A 24,997-nucleotide genomic window follows, 5' to 3' on the forward strand; every position below is an offset into this window, starting at 1 on the left:
AGCGAGCTTGCTCGCTCCTGCAGGGTTTCGTTACTGACGGACCAGGCGATGGTTCGGCAGCTGCACCTCTTCAGTGCTGCGATACGGGTTGATATCCAGCCCGCCCCGACGCACATAACGCGCATACACCGTCAGTTTCTCTGGTTTCAGCAACCGCTGCAGGTCGAGAAAGATCCGTTCTACACACTGTTCATGGAAGTCCGAGTGCTGGCGGAAGCTGACGATGTACTCGAGCAGGCTCGCATGATCCAGCGCCGCGCCACGGTACTCCACCGCGACGCTGCCCCAGTCCGGCTGGCTGGTGACCGGGCAGTTGGACTTGAGCAAATGGCTGTGCACGCTCTCCTCGACAATGCGCGAATCATCGCAACGCAGCAGTTCCGGCCGTGGATGCTCGTAGTTGCTGACGCTGATATCCAGTTCATCGATGCACACGCCCGGCAAGGCCACGACGCCTTCGCTCTCGACCTCCTTGAGACTGCGAATGCGCACACCCACCGGCTTGCCGGCAGCCGCAGACAAGTCCTTGGCCAGCGTCGCCTCAAGGCTCGCCGTATCGACAAACGGCGTCTGGTTCAGGGAGTTCAGGTAGAGCTTGAACGACTTCGACTCGATGATGTTCGGCGAATCCGCCGGAATGCTGAATTCGCCGATCGCCACCACTGGCTTGCCCGACGGCAGCAGCCAGGACAGCTCGAAGCAGTTCCAGAAGTCCACGCCTTTGTACGGCAGGGTTTGCGCCGTCAGGCCCAGCTCCGCCCACTTCGCGGTGCGCGGGATCGGGAACAGCAAGGACGGCGTGTAGGTGGCGATGTATTCGCTGGACTTGCCCAGCGGCGAGTGTTCGGCTGCGGGATGCATGGCGGAAACCTGACTGAAGAATCAGCGGATTCTATCAGCCTTTGCTCCCGCCTTTGAGTGCTTACTGACTGACAGTCAGTTTGCCGACCATGCCGGCCTGGTAATGACCGGGAATATTGCAGGCGAACTCAAGGCTGGTGGCCTTGCTGAAGGTCCAGGTCAGCTCGGCGGTCTTGCCCGGTTCCACCAGCACGCTGTTGGGGTCATCATGCTTCATGCCGTGGTCCATTTTGCTGTGATCCATGCCGGCCATTGCCTTCATTCCGGTTGGCGCCAGCATGCCGCTCTGTTGCATCTGCAACATTTCCTGCTGGTGCCTGGCGTGCAACGCCGCATCCCCCAAGTTGAACTCATGCAGCAACTGGCCTTTATTGACCAGCACGAAGCGCACGGTTTCCCCGGCCTTGATATCGAGGGACTTCGGCGTGAAGGACATGTCCCCCATCACCACCTCGATGCTGCGGGTCGCCTTGGCCGCCGAGGCCGGTTGACCGAAATCGTAGGTATGCCCGGCGTCTGCCCACACCGGTGAACTCAGCGCCAGCAAACACAGGATTTGCGCCACGGATTTGCGTAAAAACATCGTCATACTCCAACAAGTTAAGGCTCAGCATGCGCAAAACTCTAAACTGCTGCCACTGCCCGCAACCTGACAGCCAGATTACAACTTTGTCAGGTTGCCCTGTGCGAATGCTGCCCACGGTATAAAGCCTTCGTTCCACTTGCCATGAGTCGCCCATGAAACTGCTGATCGTCGAAGACCAACCGAAAACCGGCCATTATCTGCGCCAAGGCCTGACCGAGGCCGGGTTCAACACCGAACTGGTGGCCGACGGCAACACCGGTCAGCAATTGGCCCTCAGCGGCGAATATGCCCTGCTGATTCTTGATGTGATGCTGCCGGGTCGTGATGGCTGGCAGATTCTGCAAGCGGTGCGCAGTGCCGGCCTGGACACGCCGGTACTTTTTCTGACCGCCCGTGACGCCGTGGAGGACAGGGTTCACGGCCTCGAACTGGGCGCCGATGACTATCTGGTCAAGCCGTTTGCCTTCTCCGAACTGCTGGCCCGGGTCCGCAGCCTGTTGCGTCGTGGCAGCGCCACGCCTCAGGAGACCAGCCTGCAACTGGCCGATCTGCGCCTGGACATGATCCGGCGCCGGGTCGAACGCAGCGGCCAGCGTATCGACCTGACCGCAAAGGAATTCGCCCTGCTGGAAATGCTCCTGCGCCGCCAGGGCGAAGTCCTGCCCAAGTCGCTGATTGCATCCCAGGTCTGGGACATGAATTTCGACAGCGACACCAATGTCATCGAGGTGGCGATCCGTCGCCTGCGCCTGAAGATCGACGATGAATTCCCCAACAAGCTGATCCATACCGTACGCGGCATGGGCTACGTCCTTGAAGAGCGTCCCGCCTGATGCGCCGCCTCTCCATGAGCAACCGCCTGGCCCTGCTGTTTGCCGCGTGCACCGCCGTGGTGTCGTTGTTCGCCGGGGTGCTGTTCAGCCGCGCCAGCGAGGCGCACTTCGTTGAACTCGACCAGCAACTGCTGGACGGCAAGCTGATTGGCTTGCGTCGGGCCCTGCACGACTTACAGTCGAGTGACAGCGAAGTGAAACTGGCCGAGGAACTGAGCCGGCAGGCTGACCTGTCCCTGCGAATCACCGGCAGTGACGGCCAGCGCTGGTATGACAGTTCGACCAACATTCCCCAGGCACTGCCGCGCCGGTCCGGATTGTCGACGGTGAGCCATGAAGGCACAGATTACCGCGTCCTGAATGCACCGCTTTTCGCGGACAAACCCGAGTCACCGCAACTGACTCTGCTGTTGGACATCACCCATCACCAGCACTTTCTGCAACGCATGCAGCATTTGATCTGGCTGACCGTCGGCCTGTCAGCCCTGGCCACCGCACTGCTGGGCGCCTGGGCGGCACGCAGCGGCTTGCGCCCGTTAAGGCGGATCAGCGCGGTGGCCAGCGGTGTTTCCGCGCAATCGCTGAACTCGCGACTACCTGAAGAAAACATGCCACCGGAACTGGCGGAAATGGCCCACAACTTCAACGCCATGCTCGGACGCCTCGACGACTCGTTTCAGCGCCTGTCGGCCTTCTCCGCCGACATTGCCCATGAACTGCGCACGCCATTGTCGAACCTGCTGACCCACACCCAGGTCACCCTCACCCGCCCTCGCCCCATCGAGGACTACCGCGAAGCCCTGCACAGCAACCTCGAAGAGCTGCAATGGATGGCGCAACTGGTCAACGACATGCTCTATCTGGCCAAGGCTGACCATGGACTGTTAATCCCCAAGCGCGAACCGCTGGAACTGGGACAGGAAACGGATCTGCTGCTGGAGTTTTTTGCGCCGCTGGCGGAAGACGCGCAGGTAAAACTGAGTCGTGACGGCAATGCCCGCATCGAAGGTGACCGCAGCATGTTGCGCAGGGCACTGTCGAACCTGCTGGACAACGCACTGCGTTTCACGCCGATCGATGGCGAGGTTCGGGTGCGAATCGTCGATCAGCCAAAAGAGTTGCGCCTGACCGTTGAAAACACGGGCCAACAGATTTCCAAAGATCTATTGCCGCGCTTGTTTGACCGGTTTTACCGGGCCGATCCTGCGCGTCGTGAAGGCAGTAGCGAACATGCGGGACTGGGACTGGCGATCACCCAGTCGATCATCCGTGCCCATGGCGGGCAGATTCGTTGCGAATCGGAGAATGGGTGGACGCGGTTTGTGATCGAGTTGCCAAGGGGGGATTGAGGCCGGCAGGTACAGCCCCATCGCGAGCAAGCTCGCTCCCACAGTTGACCGAGTTGACTCAGATCTACTGTGGGAGCGAGCTTGCTCGCGATGGCGGTGTTACTGGTTACGAATATCTAAGTGCATGAGCCGGCTCGATCTTCGCCGCACGCCAGGCCGGGTAAACCGTGGCCAGGAAGCTCATGACAAACCCCGCCGTACAGATCAGCGCCACATCCGCGCCTTGCAGCTCAGACGGCAGGTTACTGACGAAGTACACGTCGGAACTGAAGATGTGCTGCCCGCTGACCCGCTCGATCCAGCCCACGATCTGGCTGACGTTCAGTGCGGCGATCACGCCCAATACACCGCCAATCAAGGTGCCGACGATGCCGATCACCGTGCCCTGCACCACGAAGATCGCCATGATCTGCCGTGGCGTGGCGCCGATGGTGCGCAGGATCGCGATGTCCGCCCCCTTGTCGTTCACCACCATGATCAGGGTCGCGATGATGTTGAACGCCGCCACCGCGACGATCATCAGCAACAGCAGGCCGATCATGGTTTTTTCCATCTTCATCGCGCTGAACAGGCTGCCCTGGGTGTGGGTCCAGTCGTCAGCCTTGTAGGCGGCGCCCAGCCCATTGGCGATGTCGTTCGACACTTGCGGCGCGGCATACAAGTCCTTCACCGCCAGGCGCACGCTCTGCACCTGATTCGGCTCCCAGTGCTGCATCTGCGCGGCATCGGCCATGTGGATCAGCGCCATGGTGCCGTCCAGTTCCGCACCGACCTTGAACACGCCGACCACATTCAGCCGCTGCATGCGCGGGGTAATGCCGCCCGGCGCATTGCTGACCTCAGGCACGATCAAGGTGATCTTGTCGCCCACGTTCAAGCGGAAGCGGCGCGCCGTGATCTGCCCGATCACCACGCCGAATTCGCCCGGCTTCAGGGCTTCCAGGCTCCCCTGAACGATGTGCTTGGCAACGATCGACACCTGGCCTTCCAGCGCCGGGTCGACACCGCTGACCTGGATCGGCTGCATCGTGCCCTTGTAGGACAGCATGCCCTCCATCTCGGTGAACGGCACCGCCGCCGTCACTTCCGGGTTTTTCATCGCGGCCGCCGCCACGGGCTTCCAGTCGTCAATCGGGTTCACGCCGACGATGGTGGCGTGCGGCACCATGCCAAGGATGCGCGAGCTCATTTCGCGCTGGAAGCCGTTCATCACCGACAGCACCACGATCATCGCCAGCACGCCGAGGGCGAGGCCGATCATCGAGGTCATCGAGATGAAGGAAACAAAGCGATTGCGGCGCTTGGCGCGGGTATAGCGCGTGCCGATAAAGATCGATAACGGTCTGAACATTCGCTGGGGCACCGTATAAAAATATAAGACCCGACGCACCTTTCGGTCGCGTCGGGTTTCAATCCGTTAGATGGGAGTCAGGCAACCTTCCTGCAAGTGCAGGACGCGGTCCATCTGGCGGGCGAGGTTCATGTCGTGGGTCACCACCAGGAACGCCGTACGCATCGAGGTGCTGAGCTCCAGCATCAAGTCCTGGATCCCCTGGGCGGTGTGGGAATCGAGGTTGCCGGTCGGCTCGTCGAGCATCACCAGGCCCGGATTGTTCACCAGGGCGCGGGCGATGGCCACGCGCTGACGCTCACCACCGGACAGTTCGGCCGGCTTGTGCTCCAGGCGATGTCCCAGCCCTACCCGCTCCAGCAACGCCTTGGCACGCTGACGCGCTTCGGGGATCGCGGTCTTGCCGATCAGCAACGGCATGCAGACGTTCTCCAGGGCGGTGAATTCCGGCAGCAGGTGGTGGAACTGATACACGAAGCCGAGGGCGCGATTACGCAGCAGGCCGCGTTTCTTCTCGCTCAGCGCCGACAGTTCTTCACCGTCGAGCCAGACGCTGCCCTTGGTCGGTGTATCGAGGCCGCCCAGCAGGTTGAGCAAGGTACTTTTGCCCGAGCCCGACTTGCCGACAATCGCCACACGCTCGCCCGGGTGCAATTCCAGTTGCAGGCCGGCCAACACTTCCACCGATTCCGGGCCTTCCTCGTAGGATTTGCCCAGGCTGCGGCAGCTCAAGATTGCTTTATCACTCATGCCCGACTCACTCATAACGTAGCGCCTCCGCAGGCTGGGTGCGCGCGGCACGCCAGGCTGGATACAGGGTGGCGAGGAAACTCAGGACCAACGCCGCGGAGCAGACCATTACGACGTCCTGGCTCTGCACCTGCGACGGCAGGTAATCGATGAAGTACACGTCGGCGTTGAGGAACTTGTGCCCGATCAGGCCTTCGAGGGCCGAGATCGCGGCGCTGACGTTCAGCGCGGCGAAGATCCCGACCACCGCGCCGATCGCGGTACCGACTACGCCAATGACGGTGCCTTGCACCATGAACGTGCGCATGATCGTGCCCGGTGTGGCGCCCAGCGTGCGCAGGATCGCGATGTCGCCCTTCTTGTCATTCACCACCATCACCAGCGTGGAAATGATGTTGAACGCAGCGACGGCAACGATCAGCAGCAGCAACAGGCCGATCATGGCTTTTTCCATGCGGATCGCCTGGTACAGGTTGCCGTGGGTGCGGGTCCAGTCGCGGGCGTAGTAGCGGTCTTCGCCGAGGTCGCGGGCGATGCTCCACGCGGTGCGCGGCGCCTGGAACAGATCGTCGAACTTCAGGCGCAGGCCCTGGACCTGATCCGGTTTCCAGCGGTGCAGCCGGGCCAGATCCTGCAGGTTGGTGACGCCAAGATAGCCATCGAGCTCACCGGCGCCGACATGGAAGATGCCGACCACGGTAAAGCGCTTCATGCGCGGGAACATCCCGGCCGGGGTCACCGTGACTTCGGGCGCGACGAAGGTCAGCTTGTCGCCGATGGCCGCACCGAGCTTGGCCGCGGCCTTGTCGCCGATGACGATGCCGAACTCACCCGGCACCAGGTCGTCGAGTTTTCCCTGGGTCATGAATTGATCGATGATCGACACCTGGCGCTCTTGCGCCGGGTCGATGGCATTGAGCAGGACTTTCGAGACCTTGCCGTTATTGGTCAGCAAACCCTGCATTTGCGTAAACGGCGCCACGGCGGTCACCTGCGGGTTCTGCTTGACCTTCGCGGCCAGGCCTTGCCAATCGCTGATCGCCTCACCGGACTCGATGGTCGCGTGGGGCACCATGCCCAGCACGCGGGTGCGCATCTCATGATCGAAGCCGTTCATCACCGACAGCACCACGATCATCACGACCACGCCAAGGGCGAGCCCGATCATCGAAGTCAGGGAAATGAATGACACAAAATGATTGCGACGCTTTGCACGGGTGTAACGCGTGCCGATAAATACGAAGAGAGGTCTGAACATGTCGGGGCTTGTTCGGAGGGAAAAGGAACGTCCTTGTGGCGGGGGTCGATAACCAGCTTTACACTCAGACCACCGCCGCTACCATGGGTTCGCCATGTCGACATTAGATGAAGAAGATCGCCGCGAATACTACCGTATCGAGGATACGATCGCACTGGAAATTCGGCCCCTGTCCGCTACTGAAGCCACAGGCCAGGAAGTGTTGCAGGATGCTTCTCCACTCTTCAACTTGCTCAGCGAACTGCACCTGAGTGAATTCGAGTCGCAACACCTGTTACGCCAGATCAGCGAACGCGACCGGAACCTCGCGGCGTTCCTCAAATCCCAGAACAAGCGCATCGACTTGCTGAGCCAGGTGATCGCCATCACCGTGCTCGGGCAGATCGGCGAACCACAGCCGGTGATCATCTCCGAAGGCGGCATCGACTTTCAGCACCCATCGCCCATTGCCGCCGGCGCACGCCTGTCGGTCAAACTGGTGCTGATGCCGCAGGCCCTGGGCCTGCTGCTGCGCGCCCGCGTCACCCATTGCGACCGCAAGGGCGACGGCTATGACGTCGGCACCGAGTTCGAACACCTGACCGACGCCCAACGCCAACTGCTGGCCCGCCACATCTTGCAAAAGCAGGCCCAGGAACGACGCCTGGCCCGCGACCAACTCGAATCAGGCAATTAAATTAAGGAAGAACCGTGACCCTCATCTACGGCCATCGCGGCGCCAAGGGCGAAGCACCGGAAAACACCCTGACCAGCTTTCAGGAATGTCTCAAGCACGGCGTGCGTCGCTGCGAACTGGACCTGCACCTGTCCATGGACGGCGAGCTGATGGTCATCCACGACCCGAGCCTCAAGCGCACCACTGACCGTCGCGGCAAGGTCGTCGAACACACAGCGGCCGAGCTTGTGACCTATGACGCACGCAAGGGTGGACCGGGCTGGATCAAGCCTTGCCCGATTCCGACGCTGGAACAGCTGTTCGAGCAATGCGACTTCGATCACTGGCAGCTGGAAGTCAAAAGCGCATCACGGATGCGTGCCGCGACCACCGTGCTGGCGATTCGCGAAATGGTGCAACGTCATGGCCTGATGGACAAGGTGACCATCACCTCGAGTTCCCGTGAAGTGCTCAAGGCTGCGCTGGAGTTGGTGCCGGACGTATCCCGCGGGCTGGTGGCCGAGTATGCCTGGCTTGACCCACTGAAGGTCGCCGCCAGCTATGGCTGTGAGATTCTGGCGCTGAACTGGACCCTGTGCACGCCGGAACGCCTGCAAAGGGCGCAGCGTCAGGGGCTGCATGTGTCGGTATGGACCGTCAACGAGCCCGCGCTGATGCGCAGACTCGCCGACTTCGGCGTTGACAGCCTGATTACAGACTTTCCCGGTTTGGCCACCGCCACGCTCGAGAATTGCTGAAATCGGTCTCCCCGGCCGGCTCAGGCCACCGGCCGGAGCCCGTCAAAAAAGCCGGTTGAGGCCGTCGTACGCGGCTACCCGATAGGCTTCGGCCATGGTCGGGTAGTTGAACGTGGTGTTGACGAAGTACTTCAACGTGTTGAGTTCGCCCGGCTGGTTCATGATCGCCTGACCGATGTGTACGATCTCCGACGCCTGATAACCGAAGCAGTGAACACCCAGCACTTCCAGGGTTTCACGGTGGAACAGGATCTTCAGCATGCCTTGCGGCTCGCCGGCGATCTGCGCCCGCGCCATGCTCTTGAAGAAGGCCTTGCCCACTTCGTACGGCACCTTGGCCTGGGTCAGTTCCTGCTCGTTCTTGCCGATCGAGCTGATCTCCGGAATGGTGTAGATGCCGGTCGGCACGTCATTCACAAAGCGCCAGCTACCGTTATCGACGATGCTGCCAGCGGCCGAACGACCCTGGTCGTGGGCGGCACTGGCCAGGCTCGGCCAGCCGATCACGTCACCGGCGCCGTAGATGTTCGGCACGCAGGTGCGGTACGCCTCGTCGACTTCGATCTGGCCACGGCTATTGACCTTCACGCCGATGTTTTCCAGACCCAACTGATCGGTGTTGCCAGTACGACCGTTACACCAGAGCAAGGCGTCGGCCTTGATCTTCTTGCCAGACTTGAGGTGCAGGATCACGCCGTTGTCCACGCCTTCGACGCGGTCGTAGTCTTCGTTGTGGCGAACCGTGATGTTGTTGTTGCTGAAGTGATAACTCAGGGCCTGGGAAATTTCCGAGTCGAGGAAGCTCAGCAGTTGCCCACGGTTGTCCACCAATTCAACCAATACACCCAGACCGCTGAAGATCGAGGCGTATTCGCAACCGATCACGCCGGCGCCGTAAACGATGAGTTTACGCGGGGTGTGGCCGAGGCTGAGGATGGTATCGCTATCGTAGATACGCGGGTGGTGGAAATCGATGTCCGCCGGGCGATAAGGACGCGAACCAGTGGCGATGATGATGTGCTTGGCCACCAGTTTCTCGACCACGCCGTTGGCGCAGACCACTTCGATGGTTTGCTCGTCGGCGAAGCTGCCGGTGCCGAAGAATACGTCGACGCGGTTACGGGCGTAGTAGCCGGTACGCGAAGCGACTTGCTTGGAGATGACTTTCTCGGCGCTTTTCAACACGTCCGGGAACGAGAACCAGCGCGGCTCACCAATGGCCCGGAACATCGGGTTGGTGTTGAATTGCATGATCTGCCGCACCGAGTGACGCAGTGCCTTGGACGGGATGGTGCCCAAGTGAGTGCAGTTGCCGCCGACCTGGCGACGGCTATCGACCATCGCCACCTTGCGCCCTGCCTTGGCGGCGTTCATTGCCGCGCCTTCCCCTGCCGGGCCGGAACCCAACACCACCACGTCGTAGTTGTAGACAGCCATGCGTACTCCTCAGAACAGGCCGCGGCACCCTCGGCACCTGCGGCTAAATCACGCCAATGCGTGGCATGAAGGAACAATTTGGGGCCAGTGCAGAACCCGGACACAGTCTATAGAAGCGTCAACGCCGCGCACATTAACCCTTGGTCGCGTCGTAGGCTACTTTTGCCTGCGCTACAACGCCAGTTTTCAATGCTCAAATCGCCGAAATCATTCGGTTTTTTTGCCACTGATGCGTTCAAAAGCGGGACTGCTGCGTGTGACGAAACCTGTATCGGCACGAATCACAAAAAATGCGCCGATATCGTGTTTTTCTGCGTAGTCCCAACCGCGCTCCGGGCCGAGAATCAGCAACAGCGTCGATAAGCCATCGGCCATCAACGCAGAAGGATGAATCACTGTGACGGACGCCAGGGTGTGTGAGACCGGCGCACCGGTGCGGGCATCGAAGGTGTGGGAAAAACGCTGTCCGTCCTGCTCGAAATAATTCCGGTAGTCGCCGGAAGTGGACAGGCCATAGCCGTCGACGACAATGACCCGCTCCGCCACCTGCCGGTCATCCCGCGGCTCTTCCAGGGCAATGCGCCACGGCGAGCCGTCAGCCTTCCTGCCGGACGCCTTGAGCTCACCCGTGGCCTCGGCGAGGTAGTCATGGATGCCCATCGCCTCGAGTCTTGCGGCAATCGTGTCCACCGCATAACCGGCGGCAATGCTGTTGAAGTCGACCTCGACGGCGGCGTCCTTGCACAACCGGTCACCATCGATGCGCAAATGCTGGTGACCGACGCGCTTGCGGACTTCGGCGAGCGCGTCGGCGGTCGGGACTTTTTCCCCGCGGGCCTGCGGACCAAACCCCCAGAGGTTCAGCAACGGCTCCACCGTCAGATCGTAGGAACCGTCGCTTTGCGCTGACAGTTGCTCACCCACGCGGACCAATTCGAGGATCGACGCCGGCATTGCCTGACAGCCGTTGGCCGGTAACGCATTGAAGCGCTCGATGTCCGAGTCGCTGCGGTAGGTCGACATTTGCCGGTCAATGTCAGCGAGGATCTGCTCGACCTGGACACGGACTTCGTCCGGCGCCGGAAGGTCGGCATGGCGCACATACTTGATCGAATAAGTGCTGCCCATGGTCGGGCCACCGAAGCTCTCCAGAGTGTCGCCGTTGCCGCAGCCTGATAGTGCGCCGAGCAGCAAAAATGCCACCCCCTGCCACCTGATCAACAATTTCCGAGCTCCCCAATGCATCCCCTGACACACCGCCAGGGCCAGCCATTATGCGATAGAACCGTGGGAGCGGGCTTGCTCGCGAAGAGGCCATCACATCCAGCATTGATAGCTCTCTCAGACCGCTATCGCGAGCAAGCTCGCTCCCACATTGGATAGCTGGCGTGATCACTACCGTGCAAACACCACCATACCCTGTGGGAACGAGCTTGCTCGCGATGAGGCCAGTGCGAACAACACATCCCCCAACAGACAAAAGCAGCACAAACAAAAACGCCCCGACCAAGGCCGGGGCGTTTTCATGTGCAGCTAAGGCTTAGCGCGGGAATGCTGGCGGGTTTACACCGGCCATGTCTTCCATCACGCGAACCACCTGGCAGCTGTAACCGAACTCGTTGTCGTACCAGACGTACAGAACAACGCGGTTATCCTGGGTGATGGTCGCTTCAGCGTCCACTACGCCTGCGTGGCGCGAGCCAACGAAGTCGGTGGAAACCACTTCCTGGGAGCTGACGTAGTCGATCTGCTTGTGCAGATCCGAGTGCATGGCCATCTGGCGCAGGTACTCGTTGATCTCTTCGCGAGTGGTGGCCTTTTCCAGGTTCAGGTTCAGGATAGCCATCGACACGTTCGGCGTAGGAACGCGAATCGCGTTACCGGTCAGCTTGCCCTTCAACACTGGCAGAGCCTTGGCGGCTGCAGTGGCGGCACCGGTCTCGGTGATTACCATGTTCAGCGGCGCGGCGCGGCCACGACGGCTGCCCTTGTGGAAGTTGTCGATCAGGTTCTGGTCGTTGGTGAACGAGTGAACGGTTTCGACGTGGCCGTTGACGATGCCGTACTTGTCATTCACAGCCTTGAGCACCGGCACGATGGCGTTGGTGGTGCACGAAGCGGCCGAGATGATCTTGTCGTCAGGGGTGATTTCGCCGTGGTTGATGCCGTGCACGATGTTCTTCAGCGCGCCCTTGCCAGGTGCGGTGAGGATTACGCGGGCAGCGCCCGGGCAAGCCAGGTGCTGGCCCAGACCATCGGCGTCACGCCATACACCGGTGTTGTCGACGATCAGAGCGTTTTCGATGCCGTACTGGGTGTAGTCGACTTCGGCCGGGCCCTTGGCGTAGATAACCTGGATCAGGTTGCCGTTGGCGGTGATGGTGTTGTTGGCTTCATCAATGGTGATGGTGCCATCGAACGGGCCATGAACCGAGTCGCGACGCAGCAGGCTGGCACGTTTGACCAGGTCGTTCTCGGCGCCCTTGCGGACAACGATGGCGCGCAGACGCAGGCCGTCGCCACCACCGGTTTTCTCGATCAGGATGCGCGCCAGCAGACGGCCGATACGACCGAAGCCGTACAGGACAACGTCGGTGCCTTTGCGGGCGGAAGCGTTCTGCTGGCCAACCACGTCGGCCATCTCTTCACGGACGAACTGCTCGGCACTACGACCATTGCCTTCGGCCTTGTATTTGGCCGCCAGCTTGCCCAGGTCTACCGAAGCGGCACCGAGCTTGAGCTCGCTCATCGCCTTGAGTAGCGGGAATGTTTCGTGGACGGAGAGTTCGGTTTCGTCGGTCTGGCGATGACGGGCAAAGCGGTGCGCTTTGAGGATCGAAATCACCGAGCGGTTGATCAGGCTGCGGCCATAGATCGAGCTCACCACGTTGTTATTGCGGTAGAGCTGACCGATAAGCGGAATCATCGCTTCTGCGAGTGCTTCACGGTCGATCCATTCACCAAGACACTGGTCGGGCTTCTGAGTCACGGGAACCTTCCACATGTAGGGGCAGAAAAAAGGGGCTACATTATGCCGCCGAGTGACAGCGGTAGCAATGCGCGCCCGTCGCGCTTTACGTAACAAATCGTCGTTCAAAAAAATTACGCCTCGCTCCAGCCCAATAAAACCGGGGCTTTCAGCACAGTCAATTTTTTGGAGCCAAAGTCTCCTTATCCGTAACCCTCCGTAACACTCGTTGTTTTTGCCACTACATATTCATTAATTTTAGGTAAAAAAGCGCAGAATTTTGTCTTTACCACTACATTTCGCCAAACCCGTGCTTTAGACACAGTCAGCAACTGACAGGCGGCATCGTAGACCGCTACAATTACCGACTTTGTCGCAACGCTTGGAGCTCAACCTTCCGTGCCCGTTCTGCGTCTACCGCTTCTCCCTGCCGCGGCAGGTAAACAGCACTGGGGCAACCTGCCCGGTGCCGCCCTGAGCCTGGCCATTGCCGAGGCCGCCAGCGCTGCCAAGCGCTTTACCCTGCTGCTGACCGCCGACAGCCAAAGTGCCGAACGGCTGGAACAGGAGCTGGCTTTCTTCGCCCCGGATTTGCCCGTATTGCACTTTCCCGACTGGGAAACCCTGCCCTACGACCTGTTCTCACCGCACCAGGACATCATTTCCCAACGTATCTCGGCGCTCTATCGACTGCCGGAGTTGAGTCATGGCGTGCTGGTGGTGCCGATCACCACGGCCCTGCACCGCCTGGCGCCCACCAAATTCCTGCTCGGCAGCAGTTTGGTGCTGGATGTCGGCCAGAAGCTAGACGTCGAGCAAATGCGCACCCGGCTTGAAGCCACCGGTTATCGCTATGTCGATACCGTGTACGAGCATGGCGAGTTCACGGTCCGCGGCTCGTTGATCGACCTGTTCCCGATGGGCAGCAAACTTCCATACCGCATCGACCTGTTCGACGACGAAATCGAAACCCTGCGCACCTTCGACCCGGAGAATCAACGCTCCATCGACAAGGTCGACTCGGTCAAACTGCTGCCGGCCAAGGAGTTCCCGCTGGAGAAAGAAGCCGTGACCCGCTTCAAGGCGCGTTTTCGCGAGCGCTTCGATGTCGATTTCCGTCGCTGCCCTATCTTCCAGGACTTGAACAGCGGGATCACCCCGGCCGGTATCGAGTACTACCTGCCATTGTTCTTCGAAGAAACCTCGACGCTATTCGATTACCTGCCACAGGACACGCAAGTGTTTTCCCTGCCAGGCATCGAACAGGCCGCCGAGAATTTCTGGAACGATGTGCGCAATCGCTATGAAGAACGCCGTGTCGATCCTTCCCGTCCTTTATTACCGCCAGCCGAGTTGTTCCTTCCAGTGGAAGACTGCTTCGCGCGCCTGAAGAACTGGCCGCGCGTAGTGGCCAGCCAACAGGACATTGAAAGCGGTGGCGGCCGCGAGCGCTTCCCGGCTCGAGAACTGCCGAACCTGGCCATCGAAGCCAAGGCCACCCAGCCATTAGCGGCACTGGCTGGTTTCCTCGACGAATTCCCCGGTCGCGTGTTGTTTACCGCCGAATCGGCAGGCCGCCGCGAAGTGTTGCTGGAGCTGCTGGAACGCCTGAAGCTGCGACCGAAAACCGTCGACAGCTGGCCGGACTTTGTCGCCGGCAAGGAACGGCTGGCGATCACCATCGCCCCGCTCGACGAAGGCTTGCTGCTCGATGACCCGGCCCTGGCCCTCGTCGCCGAAAGCCCGCTGTTCGGCCAGCGCGTGATGCAGCGCCGTCGCCGCGAAAAACGCGCCGATGCCAACAACGATGCTGTCATCAAGAACCTCACCGAGCTGCGCGAAGGTGCGCCGGTGGTGCACATCGACCACGGTGTCGGCCGCTACCTGGGCCTGGCGACCCTGGAAATCGACAGCCAGACCGCTGAATTCCTCGCCCTGGAATACGCCGAAGACGCCAAGCTTTATGTGCCGGTGGCCAACCTGCACCTGATCGCCCGCTACACCGGCAGCGACGATGCCCTGGCCCCGCTGCATCGCCTGGGCTCCGAGACCTGGCAGAAAGCCAAGCGCAAAGCCGCCGAACAGGTGCGTGACGTGGCCGCCGAGTTGCTCGACATCTATGCACGTCGCGCTGCCCGCGAAGGCTATGCTTTTGCCGATCCGAAGGCCGACTACGCCACCTTCAGCGCCGGTTTCCCGTTCGAAGAAACCCCGGACCAGCAAACCACCATCGAAGCGGTGCGCGAAGACATGCTTGCGCCCAAGCCGATGGATCGCCTGGTGTGCGGCGACGTCGGCTTCGGCAAGACCGAAGTGGCAATGCGCGCCGCGTTCATTGCGGTGCACGGCGGTCGCCAGGTGGCGATTCTGGTGCCGACCACCCTGCTCGCCCAGCAGCACTACAACAGCTTCCGCGACCGCTTTGCCGACTGGCCGGTGAGCGTGGAAGTGATGAGCCGCTTCAAGTCAGCCAAGGAAGTGAATGCGGCGGTCGCGGACCTGGCCGAAGGCAAGATCGACATCGTCATCGGCACGCACAAGCTGCTGCAGGACGACGTGAAGATCAAAAACCTCGGGCTGGTGATCATCGACGAAGAGCACCGTTTCGGTGTCCGTCAGAAAGAACAGCTCAAGGCCCTGCGCAGCGAAGTCGACATCCTGACCCTGACCGCCACGCCGATTCCGCGCACGCTGAACATGGCGGTGTCGGGCATGCGCGACCTGTCGATCATCGCCACGCCGCCGGCCCGTCGCCTGTCGGTACGCACCTTCGTCATGGAGCAGAACAAGAGCACGGTCAAAGAGGCCTTGCTGCGTGAGTTGCTGCGTGGTGGCCAGGTCTACTACCTGCACAACGACGTGAAAACCATCGAGAAATGCGCTGCCGATCTGGCCGAACTGGTGCCGGAAGCACGGATCGGTATCGGCCACGGGCAGATGCGCGAACGCGAACTCGAACAGGTGATGAGCGACTTCTACCACAAGCGCTTCAACGTGCTGATTGCCTCGACCATCATCGAGACCGGCATCGACGTACCGAGCGCCAACACCATTATCATCGAGCGTGCCGACAAGTTCGGCCTGGCACAGTTGCACCAGTTGCGCGGCCGGGTCGGACGCAGCCACCACCAGGCGTACGCCTACCTGCTGACGCCGCCACGCCAGCAAATCACCCCGGACGCGGAAAAGCGCCTGGAAGCAATTGCCAACACCCAGGACCTCGGCGCGGGCTTCGTGCTTGCCACCAACGACCTGGAAATCCGTGGCGCCGGCGAACTGCTCGGCGACGGCCAGAGCGGGCAGATCCAGGCCGTCGGCTTCACGCTGTACATGGAAATGCTCGAGCGCGCGGTGAAGTCGATCCGCAAGGGCGAACAGCCAAACCTCGATCAACCGCTTGGCGGCGGTCCGGAAGTCAACTTGCGGGTACCGGCGTTGATCCCGGAAGACTACCTACCGGATGTCCATGCCCGCCTGATTCTCTACAAGCGCATTGCCTCGGCCACCGACGAGGACGGCCTCAAGGATTTGCAGGTGGAGATGATCGACCGTTTCGGCCTGTTGCCGGAACCGACCAAGAACCTGATCCGCATCACAGCATTGAAATTGCAGGCCGAGCAACTGGGCATCAAGAAAGTCGATGGCGGCCCCCAAGGCGGTCGCGTCGAGTTCGCCGCACAGACGCCGGTCGACCCGTTGACCCTGATCAAACTGATCCAGAGCCAGCCAAAACGCTACAAATTCGAAGGTGCCACGATGTTCAAATTCATGGTTCCGATGGAGCGCCCGGAAGAGCGCTTTAATACTGTAGAGGCGCTTTTCGAGCGCCTCGTTCCGAAAACTGCTTGAAGGACGCCGCATGCGCCTGTTTCGCTCACTGACCCTGTTGACCCTGCTGATGCCAGCGCTGGTCGCACCCACGGCATATGCCGATGACCTGTATCAGGTCGAAATGATTCTGGTCCGTCAAAACGCCGTACCGGCAATCGTCAGCCGCGCCGCGCCGGAAGACTGGGCCGCTGGCGCCCAACCGGTCAGCCCCGACAGCCTGCGCACGCCAAGCCTCAATGGCGAGGTGGAAAAACTCACCAGCAGCGCCGACTACACGGTGTTGCTGCACAAGGCCTGGCAACAGCCCCTCGGCGAAACCGCCAGCAAAGTGGCGATCAGCGACGGCAAGGAACAGTATGGTCAGTACCCGATCGAGGGCACACTGAACATGAAACTGGGGCGCTTTACCGACGTCGACGCCGATTTCTGGGTCAACCAGATCGATGCCAATGGCATGGTGACCGCCAGCGAGCGCTTGAAACAGGAAAGCCACACCAAAAACGGCCAATTGAACTTCCTCGACAACGGCCACCTCGGCCTGCTGATCAAGATCACCTCGCTGACCGCCCCCGCCCCCCGAGCAGCTCCCGAAGAAATTCCGGACTGATTCCCAATGTCCGCGACCCTGAGCAAACCCCTGGCACCGTCCTGGGTCAGCCGATTCAAGGAACAGAGCCTGGAGCGTGGCCGCCGCTACGCGCTGGAGAATCGTGTCAGGATCGTCGAAGCCGGCGACGCAACCATCGTCGCCGCGTGTGAAGGCTCGGGCGGTAACGTTTACCGCCAGACCATTCGCCTGCGCGAGTCAGCCAAGGGCACTCTGCTGATGGTCGACGCCACCTGCTCCTGCCCGGTCCACAGCAACTGCAAACATTGCGCGGCGGTGCTCCTGCAAGTGCAGGAAACCCTCGACTACCCCGCTGCCGCCAAAGATGCCGAACTCCTGGAAAAACTCCAGGCAGTCCTGGAAAACCGCAGTCCGAAAGCACCGCCGCAAGTGCTGGTGGACAATGTGCAGCCCGTTCCGCGCCTGTGGCTGGCCAGCATCGAGTTCAGCGCGTTCGAACCGCGCAACGGTCGAATGCAGCGTTACATCCAGCATCGCGCGGCGCTGTCTTTCAGTTACCTGGACGAGTACGTTTCCGGGCAGAAAAACACCGACATCCTGATTCGTCAGGAAACCCAGACGCTGCGGATCAAACGCCACCCGGAAGTGGAACAGTCCTACCGAGAGCAACTGCGAATCCTCGGCTTCAAAATCGCCACCCGGCAAAGCAAGGCCCTGCCGGAAAGTGCCGGCGAGCTGTTCGAGATGGTCAATGACAGCGCCTGGCTGACCTTTACCCTCAATGAACTGCCGAAGTTGCGCACCCAGGGCTGGGAATTGCAGATCGACGAGGACTTCGGTTTCGACCTGACGGCGGTAGACGACTGGTACGCCACGGTCGACCAGGCACCGGAGCGAGACTGGTTCGACCTGGAACTGGGAATCATCGTCAACGGCGAACGCCTGAGCCTGTTACCGATCCTGCTCAACCTGATGCGCTCCCACACCGAAATCCTCAACCCGGAGCGTCTTGCCCGACGCCGCGACGACGAGCTGATCCTGGTCAACATCCCCAATCGCCCGAACTCCGGGCACGGCCCGCTGCAAGTCGCCCTGCCCTTCGGCCGCTTGAAACCGGTGCTGGCCACCCTCGGCGAGTTCTACCTGCAGGAGCCCGGCGACACCACGCTGCGCCTGAGCAAGGCCGATGCCACGCGCCTGAACCCACTGGAAGACATTCCACTGCTCTGGGAGGGTGGCGAACAGATCCGCACCTTTGCCCAGCGCCTGCGCGACATCAAGGACCACACGGCCGTCGCCCCGGACGGTCTGAATGCGACGCTGCGTCCGTATCAGCTTGAGGGCTTGAGCTGGATGCAATCGCTGCGGCAACTGGAAGTGGGTGGAATCCTTGCGGATGACATGGGTCTGGGCAAAACCCTGCAGACACTGGCGCACGTCCTGAGCGAGAAAAACGCCGGTCGTCTCGATCGGCCGTGCATGGTGGTGATGCCGACCAGCCTGATCCCCAACTGGCTCGACGAAGCGGCGCACTTTACGCCGCAGCTCAAGGTGCTGGCGCTGTACGGTGCCAGCCGCAAAAAACACTTCGACAAGCTGGCCGACTACGATCTGATCCTGACCACCTATGCGCTGCTGCCCAAGGATGTCGAACGCCTGGCGGCGCAGCCCTTGCACATACTGGTGCTGGACGAAGCGCAATACATCAAGAACCCGACCAGCAAGGCCGCCCAGGCTGCCCGCGAGCTCAATGCCCGGCAGCGCCTGTGCCTGAGTGGCACGCCACTGGAAAACCATCTCGGTGAACTCTGGTCGCTGTTTCACTTCCTGTTGCCCGGCTGGCTGGGCGACGTCAAAAGCTTCAACCGCGATTACCGCGTGCCGATTGAAAAACGCACCAGCGAGGTCAGGCTCCAGCACCTCAACGGCCGGATCAAACCTTTCCTGCTGCGCCGCACCAAGGAACAGGTTGCCACCGAGTTGCCGCCAAAAACCGAGATCATCCACTGGGTCGAACTCAATGAGGCCCAGCGCGATGTGTACGAAACCATGCGCCTGGCCATGGACAAGAAAGTCCGCGACGAGATCACCCGCAAAGGCGTGGCCCGCAGCCAGATCATCATTCTTGAAGCCCTGCTCAAGTTGCGACAGGTGTGCTGCGATTTGCGCCTGGTCAACGAGGCGACCCTGCCAAGCCGTGGCAGCACGTCAGGCAAGCTCGATAGCCTGATGGAAATGCTCGAGGAATTGTTCGAGGAAGGTCGGCGGATCCTGCTGTTCTCGCAGTTCACTTCAATGCTGTCACTGATCGAAGACGAACTGAACAAGCGCGGCGTGGCCTACGCTCTGTTGACCGGCCAGACCCGCGACCGCCGCACACCGGTGAAGGAATTCCAGAGCGGCAAGCGTCAGATTTTTCTGATCAGCCTGAAGGCCGGTGGCGTTGGCCTGAACCTGACCGAAGCGGACACGGTGATTCATTACGACCCGTGGTGGAACCCGGCGACGGAAAACCAGGCGACCGACCGTGCGTATCGCATCGGCCAGGAGAAGCCGGTGTTCGTCTACAAACTGATTGCGCGCGGCACGGTGGAAGAAAAGATTCAGCACCTGCAAAAGGAAAAATCCGACCTCGCGGCCGGCGTACTGGATGGGCGCAAGGCCGGGGACTGGAAACTGCAAAACGATGATATTGAGGCGCTGTTTGCGCCGCTGCCGGAAAACCTCGAAAAACGTTGAGATCTGTGGCGTTTTTTAGTCCGTCATCGCGAGCAAGCTCGCTCCCACAGTGTCCGCAAAAGACGCGGACACTGTGGGAGCGAGCTTGCTCGCGATGAAGTCAACTCGGTATCAAGCGGGACTCAGCCCTTGAGCACCCTCGCCAGCGTCGATTTCACCTTGCCCATGCCGTCATGCAACGCCTGCTCGATCTCGGCCATGGTGATCACCGCCGTCGACTTGCCCGCCGCCGGGTTCACCACCAGCGCCAGACAGGCGTAATCGAGTTCCAGCTCGCGGGCCAAGGCGGCTTCCGGCATACCGGTCATGCCGACGATGTCGCAGCCATCGCGCTCCAGCCGGGCGATTTCAGCCACTGTCTCCAGGCGCGGCCCTTGAGTGCAGGCATACACGCCATGACTGCTGTAGCCCACGCCTTCCGCCGCCAATGCCGCAATCAGTTGCTGACGCAATGGCTCGCTGTAGGGGTAGCTGAAGTCGATATGGGTGACGTGCTCTAGGTCATCGGCAAAGTAGGTGTGCTCACGACCGCTGGTGTAGTCGATCAACTGATGCGGCACGCAGAAATGCCCGGTGCCCATCGCGGCATGGATGCCGCCCACGGCGTTGACTGCCAGAATGGCTTCGGCACCGGCCTGCTTCAGCGCCCAGAGGTTGGCGCGGTAGTTGACCTGATGCGGTGGAAAACGATGGGGATGACCGTGACGCGCGAGGAACAGTACTTCCTTGCCGGCATACTCGCCGATCTGAACGTCGGCCGAAGGTGCGCCATAAGGCGTGTCCACTGCCAGTGACTGGCGAATGCTCAGGCCTTCGAGTTGAGTCAGGCCAGTGCCACCGATAATCGCGTAAACCGTCATAACGAACAGTCCTTAATCAATCAATTGAGCTTCTTTGAGCGCGCCGACAGCGGCCAGCCAGCGCGGGTCTTGACGGTATTCGGTGCTGGCAAACGACTGGCCGCGCATCCGCGCAATACGCTCGGAAGGCTTGACCTTCAGACGCTGGGCAGCGCTCAGGGCCAGTTCGGCGGCCGCACGGTCGTTGCACACCAGACCCATGTCGCAACCGGCAGTCAGCGCCGCTTCGATACGGCTGGCGGCATCGCCGACCACGTGAGCGCCCGCCATGGACAGGTCGTCACTGAAGATCACGCCATCGAACTGCAACTCGCCACGCAGGATGTCCTGCAACCAGCGGCGGGAGAAGCCGGCGGGCTGGGAATCGACTTGTGGATAAATGACGTGGGCCGGCATGACGGCGGCCAGTTGCTTGCTCAGCTTGGCAAACGGCACCAGGTCATTGGCGCGGATCTCGTCGAGGCTGCGTTCGTCGTTGGGAATCGCGACGTGAGAATCCGCTTCAGCCCAGCCGTGGCCGGGGAAGTGCTTGCCGGTGGCAGCCATCCCGGCGCTGTTCATCCCGCGGATGAATGCACCTGCGAGCAAGGCAGCGCGCTCGGGATCACCTTCGAACGAACGGGTGCCAACAACGGCGCTGCGCTGGTAATCCAGGTCCAGCACCGGGGCAAAGCTCAGGTCCAGGCCAACGGCCAACACTTCAGTCGCCATTATCCAGCCGCATTGCTCGGCCAGGTATTCGGCGTTCGGGTTGTCGGCAATGGCGCGCATGGCGGGCAATCGCACGAATCCCTGGCGCAGGCGCTGCACGCGGCCGCCCTCTTGATCAACCGCCAACAGCAGATCGGGACGAATGGCGCGAATGGCCGCACTCAGCTCGCGCACTTGACGCGGATGCTCGATGTTGCGGGCAAAGATGATCAGGCCACCCACTTCGGGCTGGCGCAACAATTGGCGATCTTCAGCCGTCAGCCAGGTACCGGCGACGTCCACCATCAACGAGCCTTGCAAGCCAGCAGTCATAGAAATTCCTTGATAACAGAAAACCCGGCCCACACGAATTCGCCGCCAGACGCTGTGCCCGGCAGGTCGGCAATTTCAATGGGAAACGGGTTCAGAACGAGAGTCGGCATGGGCGGCTAGCTTAGCGGATGTCAGCTGCCGCGCCCACCCGTGTGCGGTTAAACCTTGGCGGCAACCGGTGTCGATTTGCTACGCGGACGCAACTGGGCCGTGGCCATGGCCGTGTCGGTAACGCCGGATTCGGCGCGCATGCCGGCAGCCAGGAACGGCACCATCAGGCGCATGACCTGCTCGATCGAGGTGTTCACGCCGAAATCGGTTTCGGCAATCGCGCGCAAGGCCTTGATACCGGACATGCTGAACGCCGCCGCACCCAGCATGAAGTGCACGCGCCAGAACAGTTCGATAGGTGGAATACGTGGCGCCGCTTCGTTGACCAGCATCATGTAGCGGCGAAACACCTTGCCGTACATGTCTTCCAGATAACGACGCAAGTGCCCCTGGCTCTGACTGAACGCCAGTCCCAGCAAACGCATGAAGATAGACAGGTCGTTGCCACTGCGCGGCTGCACCACCAGTGCCTGCTCGACGAGGATTTCCAGCAACTCTTCGAGTGTCGGCTTGATTTCAGGCTTGGCCTGACGCCGCTCCAGTTCTTTATCGAGGCTGATGCAGAATGGCCCGAGGAACCGCGAGAAAACCGCTTGGATCAACGCTTTCTTCGAACCGAAGTGATAGTTCACCGCCGCCAGGTTGACACCCGCCTTGCTGGTGATCAGACGCAACGAGGTTTCGGCGAAACCTTTTTCCGCGAACAACTGCTCGGCGGCATCAAGAATGCGTTCAACGGTTTCCGACTGGGCCATGGCTACTCCGCCTGACAAACACTTGTTTGAAACATACGTTTCAGCCTGTGCATTGTCAAGTCTGGCAGTTCGTTTCGGGAATGGTCGGTCAGACATTTAACCACACAACGGCAAAGCTTCAATCCATCGGCTGTTTGACCGTCCGGCGGCGACTGAAAAATGGAGCATTGCCAAGACCGACTTACTGTATATAATCCCAGTCACTGTATAAAAAAACAGAGCGATCGATATGCTAAAGCTGACGCCACGACAAGCAGAGATTCTGGCCTTCATCAAGCGCTGCCTGGAAGACAACGGGTATCCACCCACCCGCGCGGAAATCGCTCAGGAACTGGGTTTCAAGTCACCCAATGCGGCGGAAGAACACCTCAAGGCACTGGCCCGCAAGGGTGCAATCGAGATGACGCCTGGCGCCTCCCGTGGCATCCGCATTCCCGGCTTCGAAGCCAAGGCCGACGATTCCACCCTGCCGATCATTGGCCGGGTAGCAGCCGGCGCCCCGATTCTTGCGCAGCAACACATCGAAGAGTCCTGCAACATCAATCCCGCCTTCTTCCATCCGCGCGCCGACTACCTGCTGCGCGTCCATGGGATGAGCATGAAGGATATCGGCATTTTCGACGGCGACCTGCTGGCGGTCCACACCACCCGCGAAGCCCGTAACGGCCAGATCGTCGTTGCGCGGATCGGCGACGAAGTGACCGTCAAGCGCTTCAAGCGTGACGGCAGCAAAGTCTGGCTGATCGCCGAGAACCCCGAGTTCGCCCCTATTGAAGTGAACCTTCAAGACCAGGAACTGGTGATCGAAGGCTTGAGTGTCGGCGTCATTCGCCGCTAAAGGAGGCACCATGCAGTTCCCACAGACATCACCACAGCAAACCCAACTGCCGTTGTTCGAAGCGTTCATGGCACAGCCATTGGCGCCGATCCTGAAAGACGTAGTCGAGTCCCCCTGGAGCGCCGAACCTGACGTTTTCAGCGAGCTGTCACTGCGTGGTGCAGCCGGGAACTGCCTGAGCCTTCTGGCACCGATCCTCAGGGAATTGAGCCAGGACCAGGACGCACGCTGGCTGACACTGATCGCGCCACCCGCCAGCCTGACTCAAGCCTGGCTGCGAGATGCCGGCCTTAACCGCGAGCGCATTCTGCTGCTGCAACCCCGGGGCACCCAGAGCGCCCAGCAACTGACTTGCGAAGCCCTGCGCCTGGGTCGTAGCCACACGGTGGTCAGCTGGATCAACCCGCTGAGCCCCCAATCGCGACAACAACTGATCAGCGCCGCCCGTACCGGGGACGCTCAGAGCCTGAATATTCGACTGGGTTAACCGGCGGACAAACGCGTGATTCACCGCGCAAGGCTTCTCCAGGGACAGAGAAGCCGATGAGTAACGACATCAGGAAAAGCGACAGGCGGCGGTCAATGAAGAACCCGCGCCCCCTCTTCCTTGTCGAATTCGCCTTCAACCAGGCGACCGGCCATCTGAACACCGACGCTCAACATCGCCTTGGCGACTTCCACGTGCTGCCCTTGCAGGAATGCCTTGGCGTCCTCGGAGAAATCCAAAGTAACCAGAGAACCCTCGTCCTCGGCCCTGCGCAGCTCGATACGGCCGTCTGGTAACTCGACAATTTCTAGAAAGGACGTTGGCATAAAGGACTGTTCTCCACGAAAGGCGGGGATTATATAGGCATCGGCCAGGCTTCGCTCGGGATCTTGACCAGATGCCATCCCAAAACTGTTTCTGTCAGCACTCGTTCAGGCCTTCGCGAAAGCGGATCGCCAACCCCTTCAGGTTCTGACGCCAACTCTCCAGCTCTTCCCGACTCAGCTCTTGCGGCGCCTCCTCTTCATCCAGATTGACAGCCTGAATCAGTGGCTGGGTCACGTCGCCTTTTGGCTTGTGGGGCGCCCGCGGCGGCTGAAACAACGCAGCATGGGCAGCCAACAGCTTGGCCAGCCAGGTCTCCGGGTTATTGGCCAGCTCGACCAGCTCAGCCATTTCCGGAATGGCGATGGTGTCCAGCACCTCGCGAGTCAGCAACAACTCTGCACGGGGCGCATTGGCCTGAGGCAAGCGATAGAAACCGGCGATCTCGTGACACAGGCCCAGCAGCGCGCCGTACAGATGAAACAGCGCGGATTCGCGCCCAGCCTGGATCAGCGCCAGCGAATTCATCGCCCGCCCCTCTTCAGTGCGGGCCAGCGCTTCAAGCGACAAGCCGGCGAAATAAATCTTCTGATTGGTGCGGGTGTACAGTTCGTGGGCCATGACGGCAGCCTCCACAACGAAATAATTGCTTCAC

Annotated in this window: 22 protein-coding genes; 9 read left to right on the forward strand and 13 right to left on the reverse strand. The window is 60.8% G+C overall.

Going from position 1 to position 24,997, the window contains the following annotated elements; translation table 11 throughout:
* Positions 1–30: 30 nt before the first annotated feature.
* Together queF and KW840_RS18080 are read right to left on the reverse strand one after the other, a co-directional pair.
* Complete coding sequence (gene queF / locus KW840_RS18075) at positions 31–861, reverse strand: NADPH-dependent 7-cyano-7-deazaguanine reductase QueF (RefSeq protein ID WP_218496673.1); 831 nt, start codon at positions 859–861, stop codon at positions 31–33.
* A 61-nt stretch (positions 862–922) separates the two neighbouring features.
* Entirely contained in the window at positions 923–1,444 is a 522-nt protein-coding gene (locus KW840_RS18080) for a plastocyanin/azurin family copper-binding protein (protein ID WP_150812439.1), read from the reverse strand.
* A gap of 155 nt (positions 1,445–1,599) precedes the next feature.
* On the opposite strand from KW840_RS18080, the gene KW840_RS18085 reads away from it, so the two are divergent.
* Entirely contained in the window at positions 1,600–2,280 is a 681-nt protein-coding gene (locus KW840_RS18085; RefSeq protein ID WP_218496676.1) for a heavy metal response regulator transcription factor, read from the forward strand.
* Positions 2,280–3,629, forward strand: a complete 1,350-nt coding sequence (locus KW840_RS18090) for a heavy metal sensor histidine kinase (protein ID WP_218496686.1) — start codon at positions 2,280–2,282, stop codon at positions 3,627–3,629. The genes KW840_RS18085 and KW840_RS18090 overlap by 1 nt, the downstream gene beginning before the upstream one ends.
* A 106-nt stretch (positions 3,630–3,735) precedes the next feature.
* Here the strand turns inward: KW840_RS18090 and KW840_RS18095 are convergent, their stop codons facing one another.
* The 3 genes from KW840_RS18095 to KW840_RS18105 all read right to left on the reverse strand — a co-directional run bounded on the left by KW840_RS18095 (position 3,736) and on the right by KW840_RS18105 (position 6,988).
* On the reverse strand, positions 3,736–4,980 hold the full coding sequence (locus tag KW840_RS18095; protein ID WP_218496688.1) for a lipoprotein-releasing ABC transporter permease subunit: 1,245 nt from the start codon (positions 4,978–4,980) through the stop codon (positions 3,736–3,738).
* A gap of 66 nt (positions 4,981–5,046) precedes the next feature.
* Positions 5,047–5,730: a lipoprotein-releasing ABC transporter ATP-binding protein LolD gene (gene lolD / locus KW840_RS18100; protein WP_167362852.1), complete on the reverse strand. Its 684-nt coding sequence runs from the start codon at positions 5,728–5,730 to the stop codon at positions 5,047–5,049.
* A gap of 7 nt (positions 5,731–5,737) precedes the next feature.
* Positions 5,738–6,988: a lipoprotein-releasing ABC transporter permease subunit gene (locus KW840_RS18105; RefSeq protein ID WP_102668916.1), complete on the reverse strand. Its 1,251-nt coding sequence runs from the start codon at positions 6,986–6,988 to the stop codon at positions 5,738–5,740.
* A gap of 94 nt (positions 6,989–7,082) precedes the next feature.
* Between KW840_RS18105 and KW840_RS18110 the strand changes: the two genes are divergently transcribed.
* Positions 7,083–7,664, forward strand: a complete 582-nt coding sequence (locus KW840_RS18110; RefSeq protein WP_150812437.1) for a PilZ domain-containing protein — start codon at positions 7,083–7,085, stop codon at positions 7,662–7,664.
* Between the two features lie 14 nt (positions 7,665–7,678).
* Positions 7,679–8,401 (forward strand): glycerophosphodiester phosphodiesterase, encoded by a 723-nt coding sequence (locus KW840_RS18115; RefSeq protein ID WP_218496690.1) that lies wholly within the window; start codon positions 7,679–7,681, stop codon positions 8,399–8,401.
* Between the two features lie 42 nt (positions 8,402–8,443).
* Here the strand turns inward: KW840_RS18115 and sthA are convergent, their stop codons facing one another.
* From sthA to KW840_RS18130, 3 genes are all read right to left on the reverse strand, one after another.
* The gene (sthA, locus tag KW840_RS18120) at positions 8,444–9,838 is read right to left on the reverse strand and encodes a Si-specific NAD(P)(+) transhydrogenase (protein ID WP_007984277.1); all 1,395 of its coding nucleotides are present in this window, start codon (positions 9,836–9,838) and stop codon (positions 8,444–8,446) included.
* Between the two features lie 207 nt (positions 9,839–10,045).
* Complete coding sequence (locus KW840_RS18125; RefSeq protein ID WP_218496692.1) at positions 10,046–11,083, reverse strand: FAD:protein FMN transferase; 1,038 nt, start codon at positions 11,081–11,083, stop codon at positions 10,046–10,048.
* A gap of 295 nt (positions 11,084–11,378) precedes the next feature.
* Entirely contained in the window at positions 11,379–12,842 is a 1,464-nt protein-coding gene (locus KW840_RS18130; RefSeq protein WP_057715647.1) for a glyceraldehyde-3-phosphate dehydrogenase, read from the reverse strand.
* Between the two features lie 363 nt (positions 12,843–13,205).
* Here KW840_RS18130 and mfd point away from each other — a divergent pair, with 363 nt between their 5' ends.
* The 3 genes from mfd to KW840_RS18145 are packed head-to-tail and all read left to right on the forward strand — an operon-like array spanning position 13,206 to position 19,944.
* The gene (gene mfd / locus KW840_RS18135) at positions 13,206–16,655 is read left to right on the forward strand and encodes a transcription-repair coupling factor (protein ID WP_218496694.1); all 3,450 of its coding nucleotides are present in this window, start codon (positions 13,206–13,208) and stop codon (positions 16,653–16,655) included.
* Between the two features lie 10 nt (positions 16,656–16,665).
* On the forward strand, positions 16,666–17,244 hold the full coding sequence (locus tag KW840_RS18140) for a CsiV family protein (RefSeq protein ID WP_090454107.1): 579 nt from the start codon (positions 16,666–16,668) through the stop codon (positions 17,242–17,244).
* Positions 17,245–17,250: 6 nt separating this feature from the next.
* Positions 17,251–19,944, forward strand: coding sequence for a DEAD/DEAH box helicase (locus KW840_RS18145; RefSeq protein ID WP_218496696.1), 2,694 nt, complete (start codon positions 17,251–17,253; stop codon positions 19,942–19,944).
* 122 nt (positions 19,945–20,066) lie between these two features.
* Here KW840_RS18145 and KW840_RS18150 read toward each other — a convergent pair whose 3' ends face one another.
* The 3 genes from KW840_RS18150 to KW840_RS18160 all read right to left on the reverse strand — a co-directional run bounded on the left by KW840_RS18150 (position 20,067) and on the right by KW840_RS18160 (position 22,693).
* Positions 20,067–20,804 (reverse strand): S-methyl-5'-thioinosine phosphorylase, encoded by a 738-nt coding sequence (locus KW840_RS18150; RefSeq protein ID WP_007974037.1) that lies wholly within the window; start codon positions 20,802–20,804, stop codon positions 20,067–20,069.
* A 12-nt stretch (positions 20,805–20,816) separates the two neighbouring features.
* Positions 20,817–21,827, reverse strand: coding sequence for a beta-N-acetylhexosaminidase (gene nagZ, locus KW840_RS18155; protein WP_056722002.1), 1,011 nt, complete (start codon positions 21,825–21,827; stop codon positions 20,817–20,819).
* 158 nt (positions 21,828–21,985) lie between these two features.
* Positions 21,986–22,693 (reverse strand): TetR/AcrR family transcriptional regulator, encoded by a 708-nt coding sequence (locus tag KW840_RS18160; protein ID WP_007974041.1) that lies wholly within the window; start codon positions 22,691–22,693, stop codon positions 21,986–21,988.
* A gap of 229 nt (positions 22,694–22,922) precedes the next feature.
* Here KW840_RS18160 and lexA point away from each other — a divergent pair, with 229 nt between their 5' ends.
* Both lexA and sulA read left to right on the forward strand, forming a co-directional pair.
* Positions 22,923–23,531, forward strand: coding sequence for a transcriptional repressor LexA (lexA, locus tag KW840_RS18165; protein ID WP_007995278.1), 609 nt, complete (start codon positions 22,923–22,925; stop codon positions 23,529–23,531).
* A gap of 10 nt (positions 23,532–23,541) precedes the next feature.
* Entirely contained in the window at positions 23,542–24,018 is a 477-nt protein-coding gene (sulA, locus tag KW840_RS18170) for an SOS-induced cell division inhibitor SulA (RefSeq protein WP_007991406.1), read from the forward strand.
* Between the two features lie 92 nt (positions 24,019–24,110).
* Here the strand turns inward: sulA and KW840_RS18175 are convergent, their stop codons facing one another.
* Together KW840_RS18175 and KW840_RS18180 are read right to left on the reverse strand one after the other, a co-directional pair.
* On the reverse strand, positions 24,111–24,344 hold the full coding sequence (locus KW840_RS18175) for a hypothetical protein (protein ID WP_007995277.1): 234 nt from the start codon (positions 24,342–24,344) through the stop codon (positions 24,111–24,113).
* A gap of 94 nt (positions 24,345–24,438) precedes the next feature.
* Positions 24,439–24,963, reverse strand: a complete 525-nt coding sequence (locus tag KW840_RS18180; RefSeq protein WP_057715652.1) for a DUF6586 family protein — start codon at positions 24,961–24,963, stop codon at positions 24,439–24,441.
* Positions 24,964–24,997: the final 34 nt, after the last annotated feature.

Source organism: Pseudomonas sp. PDM30, assembly GCF_019218985.1.
In the GTDB taxonomy this organism is placed as follows: domain Bacteria; phylum Pseudomonadota; class Gammaproteobacteria; order Pseudomonadales; family Pseudomonadaceae; genus Aquipseudomonas; species Aquipseudomonas jessenii.